Source organism: Duganella sp. FT27W (assembly GCF_009295655.1).
In the GTDB taxonomy this organism is placed as follows: domain Bacteria; phylum Pseudomonadota; class Gammaproteobacteria; order Burkholderiales; family Burkholderiaceae_D; genus Rugamonas; species Rugamonas zoogloeoides.
In genome coordinates, this window is the sequence record NZ_WHIV01000006.1 from 1 (window position 1) to 17,160 (window position 17,160).

A 17,160-nucleotide genomic window follows, 5' to 3' on the forward strand; every position below is an offset into this window, starting at 1 on the left:
GCTGGTGCTGGTGCTGGTGCTGGTGCTGGTGCTGGTGCTGGTGCTGGTCCTGGTGCTGGTGCTGGTGCTGGTGCTGGTGCTGGTGCTGGTGCTGGTGCTGGTGCTGGTGCTGGTGCTGGTGCTGGTGTCGCTGCCAGTACTGGCGCAGATACAGATGCTGGCGCAGGTGCAAGATCTGGGGCTGGGGCAGGAACCGCTGCCGATGCCGGCGGCATTGCCGTACCTGCCCCGTGCGCAGCACCGGGCGCAGCACCGGCGGCGCCCGACAGCCTGCAACTGCTGCTTCGTCAGCGCGGCAGCGGCGACCAGCGCCGCGTTCCAGCGCTGCTGACACTGGTCGCATTCAGCGATCCCAGCGATGTGCTGTCATACACGCTGCCACCGGAACGCTACGCCAGCGAGAGCGTCAAGGTGTTCAACATCCTGGTATCGAACGCGCCGACCTGGCTGGGATTACTGGAGCGGCCGGATCGTGCCCACCTCGATTACCTGAAAAATCCGGACGTGGGCCGGCTGGTGGCCTGCGGCGTACCAGCCAGCGCCTTGTGCAAGCGATAAATGATCGCCTCCCTGGCTGCCCCGCCAGCAGTACGCATGCAGTACGCTAGCAGTACGCTAGCAGTACCACATGGGCCGGCCCTGGCCGTGCAGGTTCAGGCGCCGCCCACCACCATCTTCTCGATCAGGATCGAGCCAGTCTGCTTGGTGCCGCGCATCATGGTGTCAGCGCCAACCGCGACGATTTGCGCCAGCATGTCTTTCATGTTGCCGGCGATCGTGATCTCCTCGACCGGGTACTGGATCACGCCGTTTTCTACCCAGAAGCCCGACGCGCCGCGCGAATAATCGCCGGTGACATAGTTGGTGCCTTGCCCCATCAATTCGGTGACCAAGAGGCCGGTACCGAGCTTGCGCAGCATGGCGGCAAAGTCGTCGCCGGGCGCCGTCAGCGACGACGACAGCGTGAGGTTGTGCGAGCCGCCCGCGTTGCCGGTGGTTTGCATGCCCAGCTTGCGCGCCGAATACGTGGACAGGAAATAGCCCTGCACCACGCCATTTTTGACCACGTCGCGCGCACGGGTTTTCACGCCTTCGTCGTCGAACGGGGCCGAGCCCACGGCGCCGATCACGTGCGGGTCTTCATGGATTTGCACGTGAGACGGCAGCACCTGCTGGCCGAGGGAATCGACAAAAAACGTCGATTTTCGATACAGCGCTCCGCCCGACGTGGCCTGCACATAGGCGCCCAGCAGACCAATGGCCAGCGGCGCCTCGAACAGCACCGGGCAGGTGCGCGTGGTGAGGCTGCGGGCGTTGAGTTTCGCCAGCGCGCGCTCGGCGGCGTACCGGCCGATCGCCTCGGGCGAGGCCATGCGCGACGCATCGCGCACCGACACGTACCAGTCGTCGCGCTGCATGCCGGCGCCGCGTCCGGCAATCGCCGCCATCGATACCGTGTGGCGCGAATACGGATAACCGCCGATGAAGCCGCGCGAGTTGGCCGAGACGAAATGCGACTGCTGCACGTGCACGCCCGCGCCCTCGCTGTTGGTCACGCGTGCATCGACATCGAATGCGGCCGCTTCGGCGCGCTTGGCCAGTTCCACGGCGCCGGCGGTATCGATCGCCCACGGATAAAACAGTTGCAGGTCGGGCGGCGCCATCTCCAGCAATTCCGCCTCGGGCAGGCCGCCGCAATCGTCATCGGCGGTGAAGCGGGCGATGTTGTAGGCCGCTTCCACCGTGGCTTTCAGGGCGGCGGTGGAAAAATCGGACGTACTGGCATTGCCGCGACGCTGGCCGATGTGGACCGTCACACCCATGCCCTTGTCGCGGTTTTGTTCGATGGTTTCGATCTTGTTCTTGCGTACCGACACCGACAGGCCGCTGCCCTCGCTGAAATCGACCTCGCAATCGGTGCCGCCCTGCGCTTTTGCGTAGCCCAGCACGTCGCGTGCGAGCTGTTGCAACTGGTCTTGGGTGTGGCTGAAATGGGGATCGGACATGGGCGGTTTTCGTCGGTAAGGTACTAAACCGGGTATCATAGCAGTCGTTCACAGTTTACAGGGACGGCTGCGCGCCGGACCGAAAGTTAATAATATGGTAAATCCAAACCGCGGCGCCGTCGGCTTCAGCTCGACCGAATTCGAACAGGAATACGAGCGCCCTTCCAAATCCGAGATGAAACGCCAGGTCGATGCCCTGCAAAAGCTGGGCGAAGCGCTGGTGGCCGAGCCGCGCGACCGCGTCAAGCGCGTGCCGATGCCCGAGGACGTGCGCGACGCCATCCTCGAGTGCCAGACCATCACCAACCACGAAGGCCGCCGCCGCCAGATGCAATTCGTCGGTAAAAAGATGCGCACCCTGGACGAAGCGGAAATCGCCGCCATCCAGCAAACCATCGACGGCTGGAAAGGCGCCTCGAAATCCGATACCGCCGCCATGCACGCGCTGGAACGCCGCCGTGACAAGCTGCTGGCCGACGACAAGGCGCTCACCGTGCTGCTGTCCGAAAACCCGGAACTCGATGTGCAGCACCTGCGCACCCTGATTCGCAACGCCCGCAAGGAGCAAGCCGAAAACAAGCCGCCGAAGGCCTACCGCGAAATCTTCCAGATCCTCAAGCAGGTCGAGGCCAAGAAGAAGAAAGACGCCGCCGCCGAAGCTGACGACGCCGACAGCGAAGAAGATGACGAGTAACGTGGAACCTGTACTGGTGATCGGCCTGGTGTCGGTCTCGGACCGCGCCAGCGGCGGTGTCTACCAGGACCAGGGCATTCCCGCCCTGCAGGACTGGCTGGCCCGCACCATCACCACGCCTTATCGCCTGGAAACGCGCCTGATCGCCGACGAGCGCGCGCAGATCGAAGCCTCGCTGGTCGAACTGGTCGATACCGCGCGCTGCCACCTGGTGCTAACCACCGGCGGCACCGGCCCGGCGCGGCGCGATGTCACGCCCGAAGCGACCATCGCCGTGGGCACCAAGGAAATGCCGGGCTTTGGCGAGCAGATGCGCCAGATCAGCCTGCACTTCGTGCCGACCGCCATCCTCTCGCGCCAGACCGCCGTCGTCCGCGAAACGCCAGACCACGCCGCCCTGGTCATGAACCTGCCGGGCCAGCCCAAGGCGATTGCCGAAACGTTGGGCGGCCTGAAAGACGCCGACGGCAACACCGTCGCCGGCGGCATCTTTGCTGCCGTGCCGTATTGCATCGACTTGATCGGCGGGCCGTACATGGAAACCGATCCCGCCGTGTGCAAGGCGTTCCGGCCGAAATCGGCGCTGCGCCCTGCTGCTCCGTCCGCGTGACGCACACCGCCCCGCGCGGCGGCGCCGTCTGCTGGCGGGCGCGGCGCTGCTGGCGCCGTTGCTGCCCCTGATACCTGTTTTGCCCGCCACTGCCATCGCTAAACCGAGGAAACCTATGAGCCTGCTGCAAACCATCGAAAAAGAAACCGGCGACCATCCCACCGTCGCCATCATCTGGATGCACGGCCTGGGCGCCGATGCCAACGACTTCGTGCCAATGCTCCAGGAACTGGACCTGCGCGGCCTGCCGCCGATCCGCTTCATCTTCCCCAATGCGGACACCATGCCGGTCACCGTCAACGGCGGCTACGTGATGCGCTCGTGGTACGACATCGTCGCCACCGACCTCGGTCGCCAGGAAGACGAAGCGGGCCTGCGCGCCTCGCAAGTCAAAGTGGAAGCGCTGATCGCCCGCGAAAAAGAACGCGGCATCGCCGCCGACAAGATCATCCTGGCCGGCTTTTCGCAGGGCAGCGCGATGACCATGCAAACCGGCCTGCGCCAGAAGGAAAAACTGGCCGGCCTGATGTGCCTGTCGGGCTACCTGCCGATCGCCGCCAAGGCCACGACCGAATTCACCAAGGAGAGCCTGGCGACGCCGGTCTTCATGGCCCACGGCCGCATGGACCCGGTCGTGCCGCTCACCCGCGCCACCGCCTCGCGCGACCTGCTGCAACAGTGGGGCTACAACGTGGAGTGGCATGACTACCCGATGCAGCACTCGCTGTGCCAGGAAGAGGTCAATGACATCAGTGCGTGGTTGAAACGTGTGCTGGCCTAGCGCGCCCGATAACACCTCCATCGCTGCGCCTTGCTCTGAAGGCGTGAGCAGGCACGCTATCTGATCAGCCCATCGCGGCAGCGGCAATCTGCTGCCAGTCCGGCTCCACCCGGTCGGTGTTGGACAACATGATGACCGACTGCTGCCGCTGCGGCAGTCGCAGCAGCATGGTATTGAAGCCCCACAGGCTGCCGCCGTGGAACACCACGTCCTCGCCATCGCCGCGTACCCACTCCAGCCCGAAACGGTAGTCCGGCACCGAACCGTCCAGCAGCGGCGAGGGTTCGAGCATCGCGCGCAGCACGCTGTCAGGCGTGGCCCACTGGCGATGCCATTCACGCTCCCATAACACCAGCTCCGCCACACTGGCATACATGCCGCCATCGCCAACCGTGTTGGCGTTGCCCAGGTGCTGCTTGTAGCCGAATGGGCGTGCCGTGTCTTCTTCGTAGCTGAACACCCGGTGCGGCAACACGTTCTGGCGGTCGTCGTCGAAGCCCGAGTGCTGCATGCCCAGCGGCAGCAGCAGTTGCTCTTTCACGTAGCCCGCCACCGGTTGCCCGGCCAGCCGCTCGACCAGGGCAGCGAGCAATATGTAATTGCTGTTGCTGTAGCGATGCGCGCTACCGGTGGGCATCGCCACCTCATCCATGCGGGCGATCAGCGCCAGGATCTCGCGGTTGCTGAAGTAATCGGCCTCGTGGCGGCCCGGCTGGCATTGGAGGAACTGGAAATAGTCGGGAATGCCGCTGCTGTGGTTGAGCAAGCTGCGCAGCGCAAACGGCTGCTCGAACCCGGCCAGCTCGGGCAGATGTTCGCACACATCATCATCGAGACCGATCCTCCCCGCCAGCACCAGCTGCATGACGGCAGCAGCCATGAACTGCTTCGACTCCGACGCCAGGTAATACATCGCCCGCGCCGACAGCGGCACGCCCGATTCCAGCGATGCCAGGCCGTGGTGCAGCTCGAACGCGACTTCGCCGTGGTCGAGCACGAGGGCGCTGAAGCCGGGGCCGTCGGCGGGGAGTGTGGCCTGCAGGTTCTGGAGGTATTGCGCAAGGGCTTTGTGCATGGCGCGGAGAGGTGACAATCAAACGGCTATTGTAGCGTCACACCGTACCGGCGGCCTCGCGCATGTGGGTAAAGTTGATGGCGTCGCCGCCGCTGGAGACAGCCGCGATATACAAGTCGAGATCGTCGGTCAGCAACAGGTGATCGGACCGCACCAGCGACGCCAATCCGGCGTCGGTAAGGCCCAGCCGCGCAAACAAGCCTGCGTCGATCGATGCGCCAGGCACGTCGCAATGCTTGAAGGACCCAGGCGTTTGAAGGCAAAACCATGGGTAAAGCTGACGTACGAGCAAATCGCGCATACCGCCACTGACTATTTGTCTGGCCAAATTGCTGGTCTCTGCAAGCACGTGTTGGGTAGCGAGGATATGGCCGAACCGCCCGACAAATTGCACAATGAGATCGGCATCCTCGAGGCTGTATTTGGCAAGCCGCTTTTGCCCCAATGCCGCCGGCAATAGTTTCCCGAACAAGTAGAGCAGCAAAACATTCGTGTCCACCAGAATACCACGCTCGCCGTGCTTGGCTATCAGCGAGACCAGTTGCTGCTCCAGCCCAGGCATCAGTGCACCTGTCGAATATCCATTTTGACAAACGAACCGGTCACTGCATCGATAAACAGCGTCTTATAGACGCGATTTTCGACTTGGCTGACGGTGGGCGTGAACAACACACCGATATGGTTGCTCGTGCTTTGCAGCGCTACCGCCTTGTCGCGATGAAAGCCCAAGGTCACAGCCCACAGCTCGCGCCCGTTCTCGTCGGTCTTCTCTATTTCCTCCAGCGCCATCGCCGTCGGCGGATCATCCTCGTACAACTCGAGCAATGCCTCTTTGGCGGCTTTGACTGCTTCCTTCACTCCGATATGCGCCATGGCCAACTCCCTGATCATTTAGCTTCAAGTATAAGACCTAATCCGGCAACAACGGCGCCTCCGTCTGCGGCACCGCCGTCTGCGCGGCGTTCATCACCATCGCCAGAAACGTGTAATAGCCGTTGATGCCCATCAGGTCCACCACGCCGTGTTCGCCGAAGGCGGCCAGTGCGGCGGCGTAGGTGGGGTCGTCCACGCGCTGTTGCTGGTGCAGTTGCAGGCAAAATTCAACCACCAGCGCTTCGTCGGGCAGCAGTCCCTGCGGCCGGCGCCGCTCGGCGATGGCCGCGATGGTCTCGTCGGCGATGCCGTATTCGCGCGCGATCGGCGCGTGGATGGCCCACTCCACTTGCTGGCTCCATTGGCGCGCCGTGACCAGGATGGCCAGCTCCGTCAGGCGGGTGCCGATGGCGCTGCGGTAGCGCAGGTATTCGCCCATGCACTGGGCGGCTGACATCAGTTCGGGACTGCGGATCAACGGCACGAACGGTCCGTAAAGCGCACCGCGCGGGCCGTCGATCACCGCCTGCGCCGCGACTTGCTGGCTGGCGCTCATCTGCGCGAACGGTATCGGTCCCAGGCGATCGGTCATGTCCTTGCTCCTAGTAAAGTTTTTGGCCATGGTGCGGCATGGATCAACAGAAGACAAGCTGAACGCGGCTATTGTCTGTTGGCAATCATAACAATCCACTTGCCAGAAAGGATGTCCATGAACCGCCCCCACCCAGCCAGTCACCCGACTCACCTGATACACCGTAACCTGCGCCACACGCCACCCGTCGTCGGCTCCGCATCCGGCATGATCGTGCACGACCGCGAAGGCAACCGCTATCTCGACGCCAGCGGCGGCGCCGCCGTGTCGTCGCTGGGGCATGCGCACCCGGAGGTGCTGGCGGCCATGCACGTCCAGATCGACCGCAACGCCTACGCCCACACGGCCTTCTTCACCTGCGAGGCGGCCGAGGAACTGGCCACGCGGCTGGCCAGTGACGCGCCGGGCGACCTCGATCACGTGTACCTGGTGTCGGGCGGGTCGGAAGCGATGGAAACCGCGCTGAAACTGGCGCGCCAGTATTTCGTGGAAGGCGGCGAGGAGCAGCGCAGCGTGTTCATCGCCCGCCGCCAGAGCTACCATGGCAACACGCTGGGCGCGTTGGCGATCGGCGGCAACGCATGGCGCCGCAAGCCCTTTGCTCCACTGCTGATCGACGTGCCGCACGTGGCGCCGTGCTTCGAGTACCACGACCGCGCGCCGGACCAGACCACCGAGGAATACACGGCGGCGCTGCTGCGCGAGCTGGAAGACACCATCATCGCCACGGGCCCGGAGCGCGTCATCGGCTTTTGCGCCGAAACCGTGGTGGGCGCCACCGCCGGCGCCGTGCCGCCCACGCCCGGCTACTTTCGCGGCGTGCGCAGCCTGTGCGACAAGTACGGCATCCTGTGGATCGCCGACGAGGTGATGTGCGGCATGGGCCGCACCGGCACCCTGTACGCGTTCGAGCAGGAAGGCGTGCTGCCCGACCTGGTGGTGCTGGGTAAGGGGCTGGGCGCCGGCTACCAGCCGATCGGCGCGGTGCTGGCGCGCATGCCCATCATCGACCGGCTGCGCGACGGCAGCGGCGTGTTCATGCATGGCCATACCTACATGGGCCACCCGGTGGCCGCCGCCGCCGCGCTGGCAGTGCAGCAGGTGATCCGGCGCGACAACCTGCTGGGCGCGGTGACCGGCCGTGGCGCCGTGCTGCGCACACTGCTGCGCGAGGCGCTGGGCCGCCACCCCCACGTGGGCGATATCCGTGGCCGGGGCTTACTGATCGGGGTGGAACTGGTGCGCGACCGCGACACCAAACAGCCATTCGATCCCGCGCTAAAACTGCACGCGGCGATCAAACAGCACGCCATGGCGTGCGGGCTGATGGTGTACCCGATGGGCGGCACCATCGACGGCGTGCGCGGCGACCACGTGCTGCTGGCGCCGCCGTTCATCGCCAGCGATGCCGACCTGGCCGAGATCACCGACAGGCTGGCACAAGCCGTAACGCATGCCATTGCCAGTATGCAATAAACAACATGGTTGGGGAGGATTATTTCCATTGGTAAATATAGTTACCAAAAAGATTTATTATTTGCCTATAATTAATATTTCCCCAACTGCCCCTGCTCTACTCATGAAAAAAAGTATCGCCGCCCTGCTGCTCACCGCAGCGTTTGCCACCGTACCGTTGCAAGCGCAAAACCTCGACAATCTGACGCCCGAGCAGCAAAAGCAGTTGCTCACGCTGCTGCTGAAACAGCAGATGGGCGGCGCTGCGCAGCCGGCACAGGCACAGGCACAAGCACCCGCGCAACCAGCGCTGCAAGCAGCCCCCGCACGTACCGAGGCCGACCTGGCGGCAGCTTTCAGCAAATTCCCGGTGCTGGCCGAGGGCGTGCAATTCGAACGTTTCCGTGACGGTTTCTCCGTCAACGGCAAGCGCTACATCGATCCTGAGGGCAAGATCAGCAGCTACGCCTTCGATCCCCAATCCGGCGATTTCACCTACCTGGCGGAAGCCCATACCGGCGAGTTCATCCTCAAGTCGGGCCGCGCGCTCAGTACCGAGGAGCCGGTGACCATCGCCACCGCCTATCAACAGGGTCCGCTGTGGCAGGTGAGCACCGCCACCGGCAAGCGCTTTACCGGCTACCGCCTGATCCCGTCGTCGCGCGGCTTCGTGGTGGCGCGCGACAACACCGGTTTCCGCTACGTGCCGGGCAGCGGCACCACCAATATCGTGGCGCCGGAGGCATACTCGATTGCCGCGCTGCAGAATGGCGACATCGCCAATACCGGCTACATTTTGCTCGAACGTACGCCGGAATCGAACGGCACCCAGCCGGGCAACTCGCTGGGCGCGCTGTTCAGTTCGGTAAAAAGCCTTGGCAATACGCTCGGCCTGGGCAAGAAGGAAGATTACGCGCTGCTCCAGATCGAGAGCAACCGCCTGGTGCCCGTCAGCGTGTCGCTGGAGGACAAGCAGGTGCAGGTGATGAGCATGTGCAAGCAAAAGAATATATTGATCGCGAAGTGCCAGCAGATGGACACCTTCGAAAGCGCATACGAACCGAACGGTTCGCGCCATCTCAGCCACTACTTCTGGCGCATCAACTGGTTCAATGTGCCGGGCCGTCCGATCCTGGTGTCGCAGGAAGGTGGCCTGTCGAAAATTTCGGCAACTGACCTCAACAGCGGCAAGAAGGTGATCCTGTTCGAACGCACGCTGGGTATCGCCAACTTTAGTACCGTCCAGCACGCCAACGGCAAGATCAGCGTCACCGCGCAAATGGGCTTTTCCAGCGAAACCCGCGACGACGTGCTGGCCCTGCTCGACAGCCTGCCGGACGTGGCAGCCAAGACTGCCGCCAACTAGATCAAGCTTTACGCGGCTTCCAGTCGATCACTTCCTGCTGCTGCTCGCCGAGACCGGGAATGCCCAGGCGGACCTGGTCGCCTTTTTTGAGGAAGCGCGGCTTCGGCAGGCCCATGCCCACGCCCGGCGGCGTGCCGGTGGCGATCACGTCGCCCGGTTCCAGGGTCATGAATGTCGACAGGTAGCTGACGATCTGCGCCACCGTGAAAATCATGGTGGACGTGTTACCGGTCTGCATACGCTTGCCGTTCACTTCCAGGTACAGGTCGAGGTCCTGCACGTCGCCGATGTTTTCCGGCGTGACCAGCCACGGGCCGACCGGGCCGAAGCTGTCGCAACCTTTGCCCTTGTCCCACTGCGGACCGCGCTCGAGCTGGTACGAACGCTCGGAGACGTCGTTGACGACCGTGTAGCCGGCCACGTACTTGAGCGCATCTTCTTCGGTCACGTACTGCGCGCGCGAGCCGATAATGATGCCCAGTTCCACTTCCCAGTCGGTTTTCTTCGAGCCCTTGGGCAGCATGATCGGATCGTCCGGGCCAGTGAGCGCGGTGATGGCCTTCATGAACACGATCGGTTCCTTGGGCAGCGGCATGCCGGCTTCGGCCGCGTGGTCCGAGTAATTGAGGCCGATGCAGACAAACTTGCCCACGTGCTTGACCGGCACGCCGAAGCGCGGGTTGCCGCGCACCAGCGGCAGCGTGGCCGGGTCGATTTTTTCCAGCTTGCGCAGGGCCTTGGGAGCCAGTTGCGCGGCGTCGATATCGTCGATCACCGCGGACAGCGAACGCAGCTTGCCCTCGTCGTCGATCAGGCCAGGTTGTTCTTTGCCGGGACGGCCGTAGCGCACAAGTCTCATGGTTTGCTTTCAAATGGTACAGGACCTGGCATTCTACCTCTGGCTCAGCCGTAGCGCTCCTGGCGCAACCATTTGTTGGCGATGATCTTGGTGCCTTTGACCACCGGTGCGCCGCCGTGCAGGGTCTGGCGGTCGGGCTGGTGGTTGCTGTCGGTATTTAGAAACCACAGCGCGCTGCCCTTCTTCGGATACACCTCGAGGCCCAGCCCGGGGAAGATGGTGCCGCCGCCCTGTTCCACGTCGGTCAGGTACAGGATGAAGGTGGCCAGGCGCTGGCCGCCGCGCGCCAGGTGGCTGCGGTGGCCGCTGGTGTCGGGGTCGAGCCAGTCGTAGTGGGGCCGGTATTCCTGCGTGCTCGCGTATTTTTGCAGCTGGAACGGCTCGCCGCATTCGGCCGGCCAGTGCGCCAGCGCCGCCAGGCGCCGCTCGATGCGCTCGGCGATTTCGGCCTCGCCACGCTCGATGAACGCCATGTCGCTGGTGCGGCCCTCGTGCACCACGCTCGAACCGTCGTCGGCGCCGGTGACGGTGGAGCGCGTATAACGGGTGCCGCAATGCGCCACGATGGCGTCGCATTCTTCGCTGGCGAGTACATTGCCGAGCAAGATCACCTGCGGATTTTTAAGCACGAACAGCACCTCCACTTCGCGCTGATCGACCACGATCCGGTTGCGCGTGGTGTCGATGAACGGCATCACCTGGGCCGGCGTGAAAATGCTGGCGCCGGCGTCGCTGCCCGTTCCACGCTGGCGCACGGCCTCGTCGAGCGCGGCGCGCGCCACGTCCATGGTGTACTGGCCCGAGCGCGCCATGCTGTTGGCCATGTCGAGCGCACTGCAGCCACGCGCCAGGTTATCGGTGATCCAGTCCTGCCATGACGACGGCAGGGAAGCGAGCACGGAAGTTGGAGCGGAGGCGTCGGTCATGGTCTTATCTGGTGCTGGTGGCCGGGTGATGGTCCATTCTACCGGAACGCGCCGGACGCCTCCAGCGCCGCCAACCGTACCACGCCAGCCCCGGCACCTGCAGCGCGACCAGCAAGGCAAACCCCGCCTGGTAGGCCTGCGCCGGATACTGGCCGTGGCCATTGGGCCGCCAGCAATCGAGCACCAGCCCGAAGCCGGCCTGCACCGCGAACGCGCCCAGGAAAATCAGGAGGTTCAGGCAGGTGGCCGCGCGCCCGGTCAACCGGCCCGGCAAGCCTTGCGCCACCATCGTGTACTCGATGCCGGTGACCGTGCCCACCAGCGTAAACAGCACCGCCAGCAAGGCGTAGCCGGGCCGCCAGCCGCACACCAGACCCGCCTGCACCAGGATGAACAGCGCCACGCCGGCCGCCGCCACCCGCACCGGCCGCACGCCCCGGCGCCCGGCCCACTCGGTGATCATGCCCACCGCGATGGCGCCGGCGATCACCGCGCCCATGCCCACGTACAGCAGCCAGCTGACCTGGTCCTCGGAGTAATGGGCCACATCGCCGAGCCAGCGGCCGAGCCACAGGCCCTGGATGCCGAAGAACACCATGTGCGGCACCAGCACCAGTTGCGCCGCCTCGCGAAACGACGGATGGCGGCAGATCTCGGCCATGGCCGCGCGCAGCGGCTGGCGCTGCACGGTGGCCGCTTGCGGCGGCGCCAGCAGCCGGATCAGCGCCGCCGTGAACATCAGCGCCGACGCCAGGCCGATGAACAGGCTGCGCCAGTTGCTATGTTCGAGCACGATGCGCACCGGCAGCGTGGCCGATGCCGCCCCCAGGCCGCCGACGGCGATCAGGTAACCCTGCACCGACGGCAGCCGCGCCGGCGTCACCCAGGTGGACAGCGCTTTCACCGCCGCCATGAAGCAGCCACCCACGCCCAGCCCGATCACCGCGCGCGCTACCAGAAGCTGGGCGAAATCGCGCCCGCCCGCGAACGCCAGCGCACCCAGCGCGGCGATCACCAGCATCGGCAACTGCACCCGCGCCGGTCCCCAGCGGTCGAGCGCCACACCCACCGGCAACTGCGCCAGCGCAAAGGCGAAGAAGAACGCGCTGGTGAGCAGGCCCAGCTGACCGGGCGTGAGCGCCAGCGCGGCCGTCAGGTCCGGCGCCAGCGTGGCATTGATCATGCGCATCAGGGTGGACAGGTAGTGGCCCAGCGCGAACGGCAGGAACACCACCAGGAACACCATGCGCCGCGACAGGGCCGGCGCGGCGGCGGCCGGCGCCGGTGAGCCGTGGTCGCCGTGGCCGGCATGGCTGGTGCGGTCGGCCCGGCTGGCGTGGCCGGCGTGGTCGCGGCGCATGCGGCTACGCGGCGCTGGGTGCGCTGGCCGTGCTGCCGGTGGCGCTGGCGGCACCAGCGGTGCCGGTGCTGACGGCGGCGCCGATGGTGCTGATGGTGCTGTTATTACTTGAAGCGCTCGAGGCGCCTGAAGTGCTCACGCTGCCGGCCGCGCGGCTGCTGGCCGGCACCAGCTGGATCACCTTGCGGTCGCCCGGCGCATGGCCATGCTCGCTGCGGCTGCCACCCTCTTCCTCGAAGAAGAATTTGTCGTGGCCGAAGGCCGGTTTCAAATCATCGAGCCAGGTCGCATGCGGGTCGAATTTGGCGTAGAACGGCCGCCGTACCCAGTCCGGGTTACGGGCTTGCAGGAATTGCAGCGCAAAGACTTTTTCGCCGCCGATGGTGACCACGCCGTCGATCACCACCTTGCCGGGGAAGGCGCTCATCGACGGTCCGCGCACGGTGCGCGCCAGGCCCGACACCATCTGGTACGCGGCCTGAAAGATCTCGTGCGCACGCACCAAAGGCAGCTGGAAGTAGTCGTGCGGCCCGGTGTCGCGCTCGACGAACATGTAATAGGGGATGGCGCCCAGGCGCACGCCAGTCTGCCACAGCTCGGCCCAGCTTTTCGGGTCTTCGTTGATGTGGCGGATCAGGGGGCCCTGCATGCGCAAGGTGGCGCCGGTGTTCACGATGCGTTTCACCGCCTGCTGGGCGATGTCCTGGCGCAGTTCCACCGCGTGGTTGTAGTGGCCCATGATGGCCATGTTTTTGCCGGCGGCTACCACCCGCTCGAACAGGCGCAGCAGGTCGTCGGCATCGCGGTCGGTGACGAAACGCTGCGGCCAATACGCCACCGACTTGGTGCCAATGCGGATGTTCTGGATGTGCGCCAGCTCGGGCGCGAGCAGCGGTTCGATGAACGCTTCGAGCGAGCGGGTGTTCATCACCAGCGGGTCGCCGCCGGTGATCAGGACATCGGTGACCTGCGGCTGGGTTTTCAGGTAGGCCGCCAGTTCGGTCGATTCGCGGGCGTCGAATTTGAGGTCGTCCATGCCGACGAACTGCGGCCAGCGGAAGCAGAAGGTGCAATAGGCGTGGCAGGTCTGGCCGGCGCTGGGGAAGAACAGCACGGTCTCCTTGTACTTGTGCTGCAAGCCGCGCAGCGGCACGCCGTCCAGGTGCGGCACGTTGTGCGTCATCTGCCCGGCCGGATGCGGGTTCATCTGCAAGCGCAGCTTGCGCACCAGCGCGGCCAGCGCATCCGGGTTGGCGTTGCCCAGCACCAGCTCGCGCAGTTGGGCGTAATCCCGGGGCGCCAGCATGTCGCGGTGCGGGAACACCAGCCGGTAGATCGGATCGTCGGGGATGTTGTTCCAGTCGATCAGTTGATCGAGCACGTATTCGTTGGTGCGAAAGGGCAGCACGTGCGACACCACCTGCACGGCTTCCTGCAGGTCGGGCGTGAGCCATTCCCATTGACGGGCGTGGGTGATGGTCTGTCGGGTATAGGGTTTGAACTTGGCGGGGGTGGCGGTGGTCATGGCTGATTCCTGTGGCAGTGATCAATCGGAGACTGGATGCTAGGACTCTCGCGCCGCGCCGAAATTGCCAGATATCAAGTGATTCAGGGAAAAATTTGAGGCTTTGAGGCAAGTTGCGGCTTGACCACAGATGGAATTTCCTTACGGCTATTACTTGCGGCACCGCAATTTGCGCAGGCAGGGGCGCCGGTAGAGTTCAAAGCTCCCTCCCCTTTGCAAGGACATCCGTCATGAAACTGCAACCCGTACTGGCCACCTTTACCGCTGCCGCCATGCTGTCGTTTTATTCCCTGCCGGTGCGCGCCGCCGACCCCACCGAAAAAGACGCCATCGCCATGGCCGAACGCGGCGCCGCCTTCATCAAGGCCCATGGCAAGGACGAAATGATCCGCAAGGTGGCCGCGCGCGACCCGAGCTTCATCCAGGGTTCGCTGTACGTGGACATCCGCGATCTGAAAACCGGCATCGTGCTGGCGCATCCGGTCAACCCGTCCATCGTCGGCAAGGACCTGACCGACGTGCCGGACGCCAGCGGCAAAAAATACCGCCGCGAGATCATCGACCTGGCTGCCAGCAAGGGCAGCGGCTGGGTCGATTACCAGTACAAGAATCCCACCTCCGGCAAGCTCGAACCGAAGACCACCTACATCTTGCGCGTGGGCGACGTCGTGCTCGAAGCCGGCATCTACAAGAAGTGACGCCACACTTACCGGAGAGCGCCATGCTGAACAAACTACGGATCGGCCCCAAACTGCTGCTCGCGCCCGGCCTGGTGCTGGTACTGCTGATCGTCACGGCAGGCGCCGCGTCGATCGGCATGGTGCGCCAGAACGCCTCGCTGGAAAACCTGGTGCAGGTGCGCGCCGCGCGCCTGAAAACCACGGCCGACGTGGCCGGCGAGGCGCGCTACGCCCACGCCCATATCTACCAGTTGCTGGCGTGGGTCAACGGCAGCTTCGCCCAGAGCCGCCTCGACGAACTGGGCCTGCAGATCAAGACCCGCCACGCCGGCATCGAAGACCAGTTGCGGCGTTTGGCCAGCGCCGCAACCCAGGGCGACGAGCGGCGCTACGTCGAGCAGTCGTTGAAGGCGCTGGCCGAATACCGCAAGGCAGTGCTGGAAACCATGGACATGGCGCAGATGGACCAGAGCATCGCCACCAACGCCATGGCCCGCGCCGAGAAGCAGTTCCTGGTACTTAACGACCAGCTGGCGCAGTTGTCGATGCTGGAAAAAAAACTGAGCGAGCAGGCCCACGCGCGCGCCAGCGCCGACTTCCGCACGCTGGCGACCGCCATGGCGGTCCTGGTGCTGCTGTCGATCGCGCTGTCGCTGGGCGTGACGATGGCGGTGCGGCGCGCCATGCTGCGCGATATCCGCGGCATCGGCGCGGTGGTGATCGCGCTGGCCGAAGGCCGGCTGGGCGCAAGCAGTACCAACAGCGGCCGCGACGAAATCGCCGACACCGCGCGCCTGCTCGACCAGAGCATGGGCAACCTGACTAAAACCATTTCCACCATCCTCGGCGCAGTGCGCTCGATCGACACGGCCGCCCATGAAATCGCCAGCGGCAACCAGGACCTGTCCACCCGCACCGAGATGCAGGCCAGTTCACTCGAACAAACCGCCAGCGCCATGGACAGCCTGACGCAAGCGGTGCAGCAGACCGCCACCAACGCCAGGGAAGCGTGCCAGCTGGCGGCGGGCGCCAGCGACATGGCGCAGCGCGGCGGCGCCGCCGTGCAGCAGGCGGTGCAGACCATGGCCACCATCCGCGCCAGCTCGCGCCAGATCGTCGATATCATCAGCGTGATCGACGGCATCTCGTTCCAGACCAATATCCTGGCGCTGAATGCGGCGGTGGAAGCGGCGCGCGCCGGCGAACAGGGACGCGGCTTCGCGGTGGTGGCGTCGGAAGTGCGCACGCTGGCGCAGCGCTCGGCGGCGGCGGCCAAGGAGATCAACGCGCTGATCTCGGCGTCGGTGGCCACCATCGACAGCGGCAGCGCCTCGGTGCACCAGGCCGGCGAGCGGATGGTCGACATCGTCGCGTCGGTGCAGCAGGTGAACGACATCATCGCCCGCATCAGCGCGGCCAGCGCGGAACAGGCGCAGGGCATCGCGGAAGTGAACCAGGCGGTGGGCCAGATGGACGACGTCACCCAGCAGAACGCGGCGCTGGTGGAGCAGGCGGCAGCTGCGGCGGAAAGCCTGCAGGAACAGGCCGTGCACCTGTCGCACGCAGTGTCGGTGTTCCAGGTGGGCAGTGCTACCGCCAGCGACGTGGCAGTGGCTGAAGAGGTGGAAGCGGCGCCGCCGTCACTGGCGGAACGGCTTGCTCAGAAAGCGCGAGCCCGCCAGGCCAAAGCGCCACGGCAGCTCCACGGCTTTCGAAATGCCGATGCGCGGGCCGGTTAGTACATCCACCGCCTGATCGCCTGCCAGCAGCGTGAACGGCGCGCCGTCGAGCGGCAGGTTGTTGTCGGCGCGCGTAATGCCCAGCGCCTGCGCCAGCCGGCCCGGGCCCGAACACAGCAAGCGCTCGTCTTCGAGCCCGCGCCGGGCGCGCATCTGGTCGAGTCCCGCCAGCGGTTCGATTGCGCGCAGCAGCACCCCGGCGCCGTGGCCGTTCTCGCGGCAGACAAAATTGAGGCACCAGTGCAGGCCGTGCGAGCGGTACACATAGCTGCGCCCGGGCGGCCCGAACATGGAAAAATTGCGCGGCGTCTCACCGATATAGCAATGCGAGGCCGGCTCCTCGCGGTCGTAGGCCTCGGTCTCGACGATGCGCCCACCCACGCCGTTGACCAGCACGGTGACGCCGATCAACTGGCGCGCCACCACCTCCGAAGGCGCCTCGAAATCAATTCCGGCAATGATTTTGCTCATGGCTACATTGTAAGGGAAGCCACAAAAACGCTGACAAAACGTTATTAAACGTGCGCACGCGATACACCTGACGGGCCAAATATGGTCATAAAGCAATAAAAAAACCAGAAAATCACGCAGCGGGCCGGCGCTTGCGGCGATAATGACG

General features: G+C 64.9%; 19 protein-coding genes. 9 read left to right on the plus strand and 10 right to left on the minus strand.

What is annotated here, in order from left to right; genetic code table 11:
• Positions 1-331: hypothetical protein (locus F8197_RS28685; RefSeq protein WP_193333573.1), on the plus strand; the 331-nt coding region annotated here is incomplete at its 5' end.
• 29 nt (positions 332-360) lie between these two features.
• A complete protein-coding gene (locus tag F8197_RS25610) occupies positions 361-558 on the plus strand; it encodes a hypothetical protein (protein WP_152884673.1) in 198 nt (65 codons plus the stop codon).
• Between the two features lie 95 nt (positions 559-653).
• Here the strand turns inward: F8197_RS25610 and pmbA are convergent, their stop codons facing one another.
• A complete protein-coding gene (pmbA, locus tag F8197_RS25615; RefSeq protein WP_152884675.1) occupies positions 654-2,006 on the minus strand; it encodes a metalloprotease PmbA in 1,353 nt (450 codons plus the stop codon).
• Between the two features lie 94 nt (positions 2,007-2,100).
• On the opposite strand from pmbA, the gene yjgA reads away from it, so the two are divergent.
• From yjgA to F8197_RS25630, 3 genes are all read left to right on the plus strand, one after another.
• On the plus strand, positions 2,101-2,700 hold the full coding sequence (gene yjgA, locus F8197_RS25620) for a ribosome biogenesis factor YjgA (RefSeq protein ID WP_019923207.1): 600 nt from the start codon (positions 2,101-2,103) through the stop codon (positions 2,698-2,700).
• Positions 2,690-3,310, plus strand: coding sequence for a molybdopterin adenylyltransferase (mog, locus tag F8197_RS25625; RefSeq protein WP_152884677.1), 621 nt, complete (start codon positions 2,690-2,692; stop codon positions 3,308-3,310). The genes yjgA and mog overlap by 11 nt, the downstream gene beginning before the upstream one ends.
• A gap of 115 nt (positions 3,311-3,425) precedes the next feature.
• Positions 3,426-4,091 (plus strand): alpha/beta hydrolase, encoded by a 666-nt coding sequence (locus F8197_RS25630; protein ID WP_152884678.1) that lies wholly within the window; start codon positions 3,426-3,428, stop codon positions 4,089-4,091.
• Positions 4,092-4,155: 64 nt separating this feature from the next.
• On the opposite strand, the gene F8197_RS25635 is transcribed toward F8197_RS25630, so the two are convergent.
• The 4 genes from F8197_RS25635 to F8197_RS25650 are packed head-to-tail and all read right to left on the minus strand — an operon-like array spanning position 4,156 to position 6,631.
• A complete protein-coding gene (locus F8197_RS25635) occupies positions 4,156-5,166 on the minus strand; it encodes a serine hydrolase (RefSeq protein ID WP_152884680.1) in 1,011 nt (336 codons plus the stop codon).
• 37 nt (positions 5,167-5,203) lie between these two features.
• Positions 5,204-5,728 carry a hypothetical protein gene (locus F8197_RS25640; RefSeq protein WP_152884682.1) on the minus strand — a complete coding sequence of 175 codons (525 nt, stop codon included), beginning with the start codon at positions 5,726-5,728 and terminating at the stop codon, positions 5,204-5,206.
• The gene (locus tag F8197_RS25645) at positions 5,728-6,039 is read right to left on the minus strand and encodes a hypothetical protein (protein WP_152884684.1); all 312 of its coding nucleotides are present in this window, start codon (positions 6,037-6,039) and stop codon (positions 5,728-5,730) included. The genes F8197_RS25640 and F8197_RS25645 overlap by 1 nt, the downstream gene beginning before the upstream one ends.
• A gap of 37 nt (positions 6,040-6,076) precedes the next feature.
• On the minus strand, positions 6,077-6,631 hold the full coding sequence (locus tag F8197_RS25650) for a carboxymuconolactone decarboxylase family protein (RefSeq protein ID WP_152884686.1): 555 nt from the start codon (positions 6,629-6,631) through the stop codon (positions 6,077-6,079).
• Between the two features lie 117 nt (positions 6,632-6,748).
• Between F8197_RS25650 and F8197_RS25655 the strand changes: the two genes are divergently transcribed.
• The gene (locus F8197_RS25655) at positions 6,749-8,107 is read left to right on the plus strand and encodes an aspartate aminotransferase family protein (RefSeq protein ID WP_152884687.1); all 1,359 of its coding nucleotides are present in this window, start codon (positions 6,749-6,751) and stop codon (positions 8,105-8,107) included.
• A 103-nt stretch (positions 8,108-8,210) separates the two neighbouring features.
• Positions 8,211-9,452 (plus strand): hypothetical protein, encoded by a 1,242-nt coding sequence (locus F8197_RS25660; RefSeq protein WP_152884689.1) that lies wholly within the window; start codon positions 8,211-8,213, stop codon positions 9,450-9,452.
• Position 9,453: 1 nt separating this feature from the next.
• Here the strand turns inward: F8197_RS25660 and F8197_RS25665 are convergent, their stop codons facing one another.
• From F8197_RS25665 to F8197_RS25680, 4 genes are read right to left on the minus strand one after another with little or no spacing between them, the layout of a single operon-like run.
• Entirely contained in the window at positions 9,454-10,311 is an 858-nt protein-coding gene (locus F8197_RS25665) for a fumarylacetoacetate hydrolase family protein (protein WP_056137884.1), read from the minus strand.
• Positions 10,312-10,355: 44 nt separating this feature from the next.
• Entirely contained in the window at positions 10,356-11,237 is an 882-nt protein-coding gene (locus tag F8197_RS25670; protein ID WP_152884691.1) for a 2OG-Fe(II) oxygenase, read from the minus strand.
• 4 nt (positions 11,238-11,241) lie between these two features.
• Complete coding sequence (locus tag F8197_RS25675; RefSeq protein ID WP_227012422.1) at positions 11,242-12,597, minus strand: MFS transporter; 1,356 nt, start codon at positions 12,595-12,597, stop codon at positions 11,242-11,244.
• A 4-nt stretch (positions 12,598-12,601) separates the two neighbouring features.
• The gene (locus F8197_RS25680; RefSeq protein WP_227012423.1) at positions 12,602-14,122 is read right to left on the minus strand and encodes a KamA family radical SAM protein; all 1,521 of its coding nucleotides are present in this window, start codon (positions 14,120-14,122) and stop codon (positions 12,602-12,604) included.
• Between the two features lie 272 nt (positions 14,123-14,394).
• On the opposite strand from F8197_RS25680, the gene F8197_RS25685 reads away from it, so the two are divergent.
• Both F8197_RS25685 and F8197_RS25690 read left to right on the plus strand, forming a co-directional pair.
• A complete protein-coding gene (locus F8197_RS25685) occupies positions 14,395-14,820 on the plus strand; it encodes a cache domain-containing protein (protein ID WP_152885105.1) in 426 nt (141 codons plus the stop codon).
• Positions 14,821-14,843: 23 nt separating this feature from the next.
• The gene (locus tag F8197_RS25690) at positions 14,844-16,541 is read left to right on the plus strand and encodes a methyl-accepting chemotaxis protein (RefSeq protein WP_152884693.1); all 1,698 of its coding nucleotides are present in this window, start codon (positions 14,844-14,846) and stop codon (positions 16,539-16,541) included.
• Here F8197_RS25690 and F8197_RS25695 read toward each other — a convergent pair.
• Positions 16,443-17,012: a DNA-3-methyladenine glycosylase gene (locus F8197_RS25695; protein ID WP_152884695.1), complete on the minus strand. Its 570-nt coding sequence runs from the start codon at positions 17,010-17,012 to the stop codon at positions 16,443-16,445. The genes F8197_RS25690 and F8197_RS25695 overlap by 99 nt on opposite strands.
• Positions 17,013-17,160 lie beyond the last annotated feature (148 nt).

Coding starts and splice junctions, on each gene's coding strand:
- F8197_RS25650 (WP_152884686.1), bottom strand. CDS start 6,631: ATGACCGATCGCCTGGGACCGATACCGTTCGCGCAGATGAGCGCCAGC.
- F8197_RS25630 (WP_152884678.1), top strand. CDS start 3,426: ATGAGCCTGCTGCAAACCATCGAAAAAGAAACCGGCGACCATCCCACC.
- F8197_RS25695 (WP_152884695.1), bottom strand. CDS start 17,012: ATGAGCAAAATCATTGCCGGAATTGATTTCGAGGCGCCTTCGGAGGTG.
- F8197_RS25635 (WP_152884680.1), bottom strand. CDS start 5,166: ATGCACAAAGCCCTTGCGCAATACCTCCAGAACCTGCAGGCCACACTC.
- F8197_RS25690 (WP_152884693.1), top strand. CDS start 14,844: ATGCTGAACAAACTACGGATCGGCCCCAAACTGCTGCTCGCGCCCGGC.
- F8197_RS25680 (WP_227012423.1), bottom strand. CDS start 14,122: ATGACCACCGCCACCCCCGCCAAGTTCAAACCCTATACCCGACAGACC.
- F8197_RS25665 (WP_056137884.1), bottom strand. CDS start 10,311: ATGAGACTTGTGCGCTACGGCCGTCCCGGCAAAGAACAACCTGGCCTG.
- F8197_RS25640 (WP_152884682.1), bottom strand. CDS start 5,728: ATGCCTGGGCTGGAGCAGCAACTGGTCTCGCTGATAGCCAAGCACGGC.
- F8197_RS25660 (WP_152884689.1), top strand. CDS start 8,211: ATGAAAAAAAGTATCGCCGCCCTGCTGCTCACCGCAGCGTTTGCCACC.
- yjgA (WP_019923207.1), top strand. CDS start 2,101: ATGGTAAATCCAAACCGCGGCGCCGTCGGCTTCAGCTCGACCGAATTC.
- F8197_RS25675 (WP_227012422.1), bottom strand. CDS start 12,597: ATGCGCCGCGACCACGCCGGCCACGCCAGCCGGGCCGACCGCACCAGC.
- mog (WP_152884677.1), top strand. CDS start 2,690: ATGACGAGTAACGTGGAACCTGTACTGGTGATCGGCCTGGTGTCGGTC.
- pmbA (WP_152884675.1), bottom strand. CDS start 2,006: ATGTCCGATCCCCATTTCAGCCACACCCAAGACCAGTTGCAACAGCTC.
- F8197_RS25685 (WP_152885105.1), top strand. CDS start 14,395: ATGCTGTCGTTTTATTCCCTGCCGGTGCGCGCCGCCGACCCCACCGAA.
- F8197_RS25655 (WP_152884687.1), top strand. CDS start 6,749: ATGAACCGCCCCCACCCAGCCAGTCACCCGACTCACCTGATACACCGT.
- F8197_RS25645 (WP_152884684.1), bottom strand. CDS start 6,039: ATGGCGCATATCGGAGTGAAGGAAGCAGTCAAAGCCGCCAAAGAGGCA.
- F8197_RS25670 (WP_152884691.1), bottom strand. CDS start 11,237: ATGACCGACGCCTCCGCTCCAACTTCCGTGCTCGCTTCCCTGCCGTCG.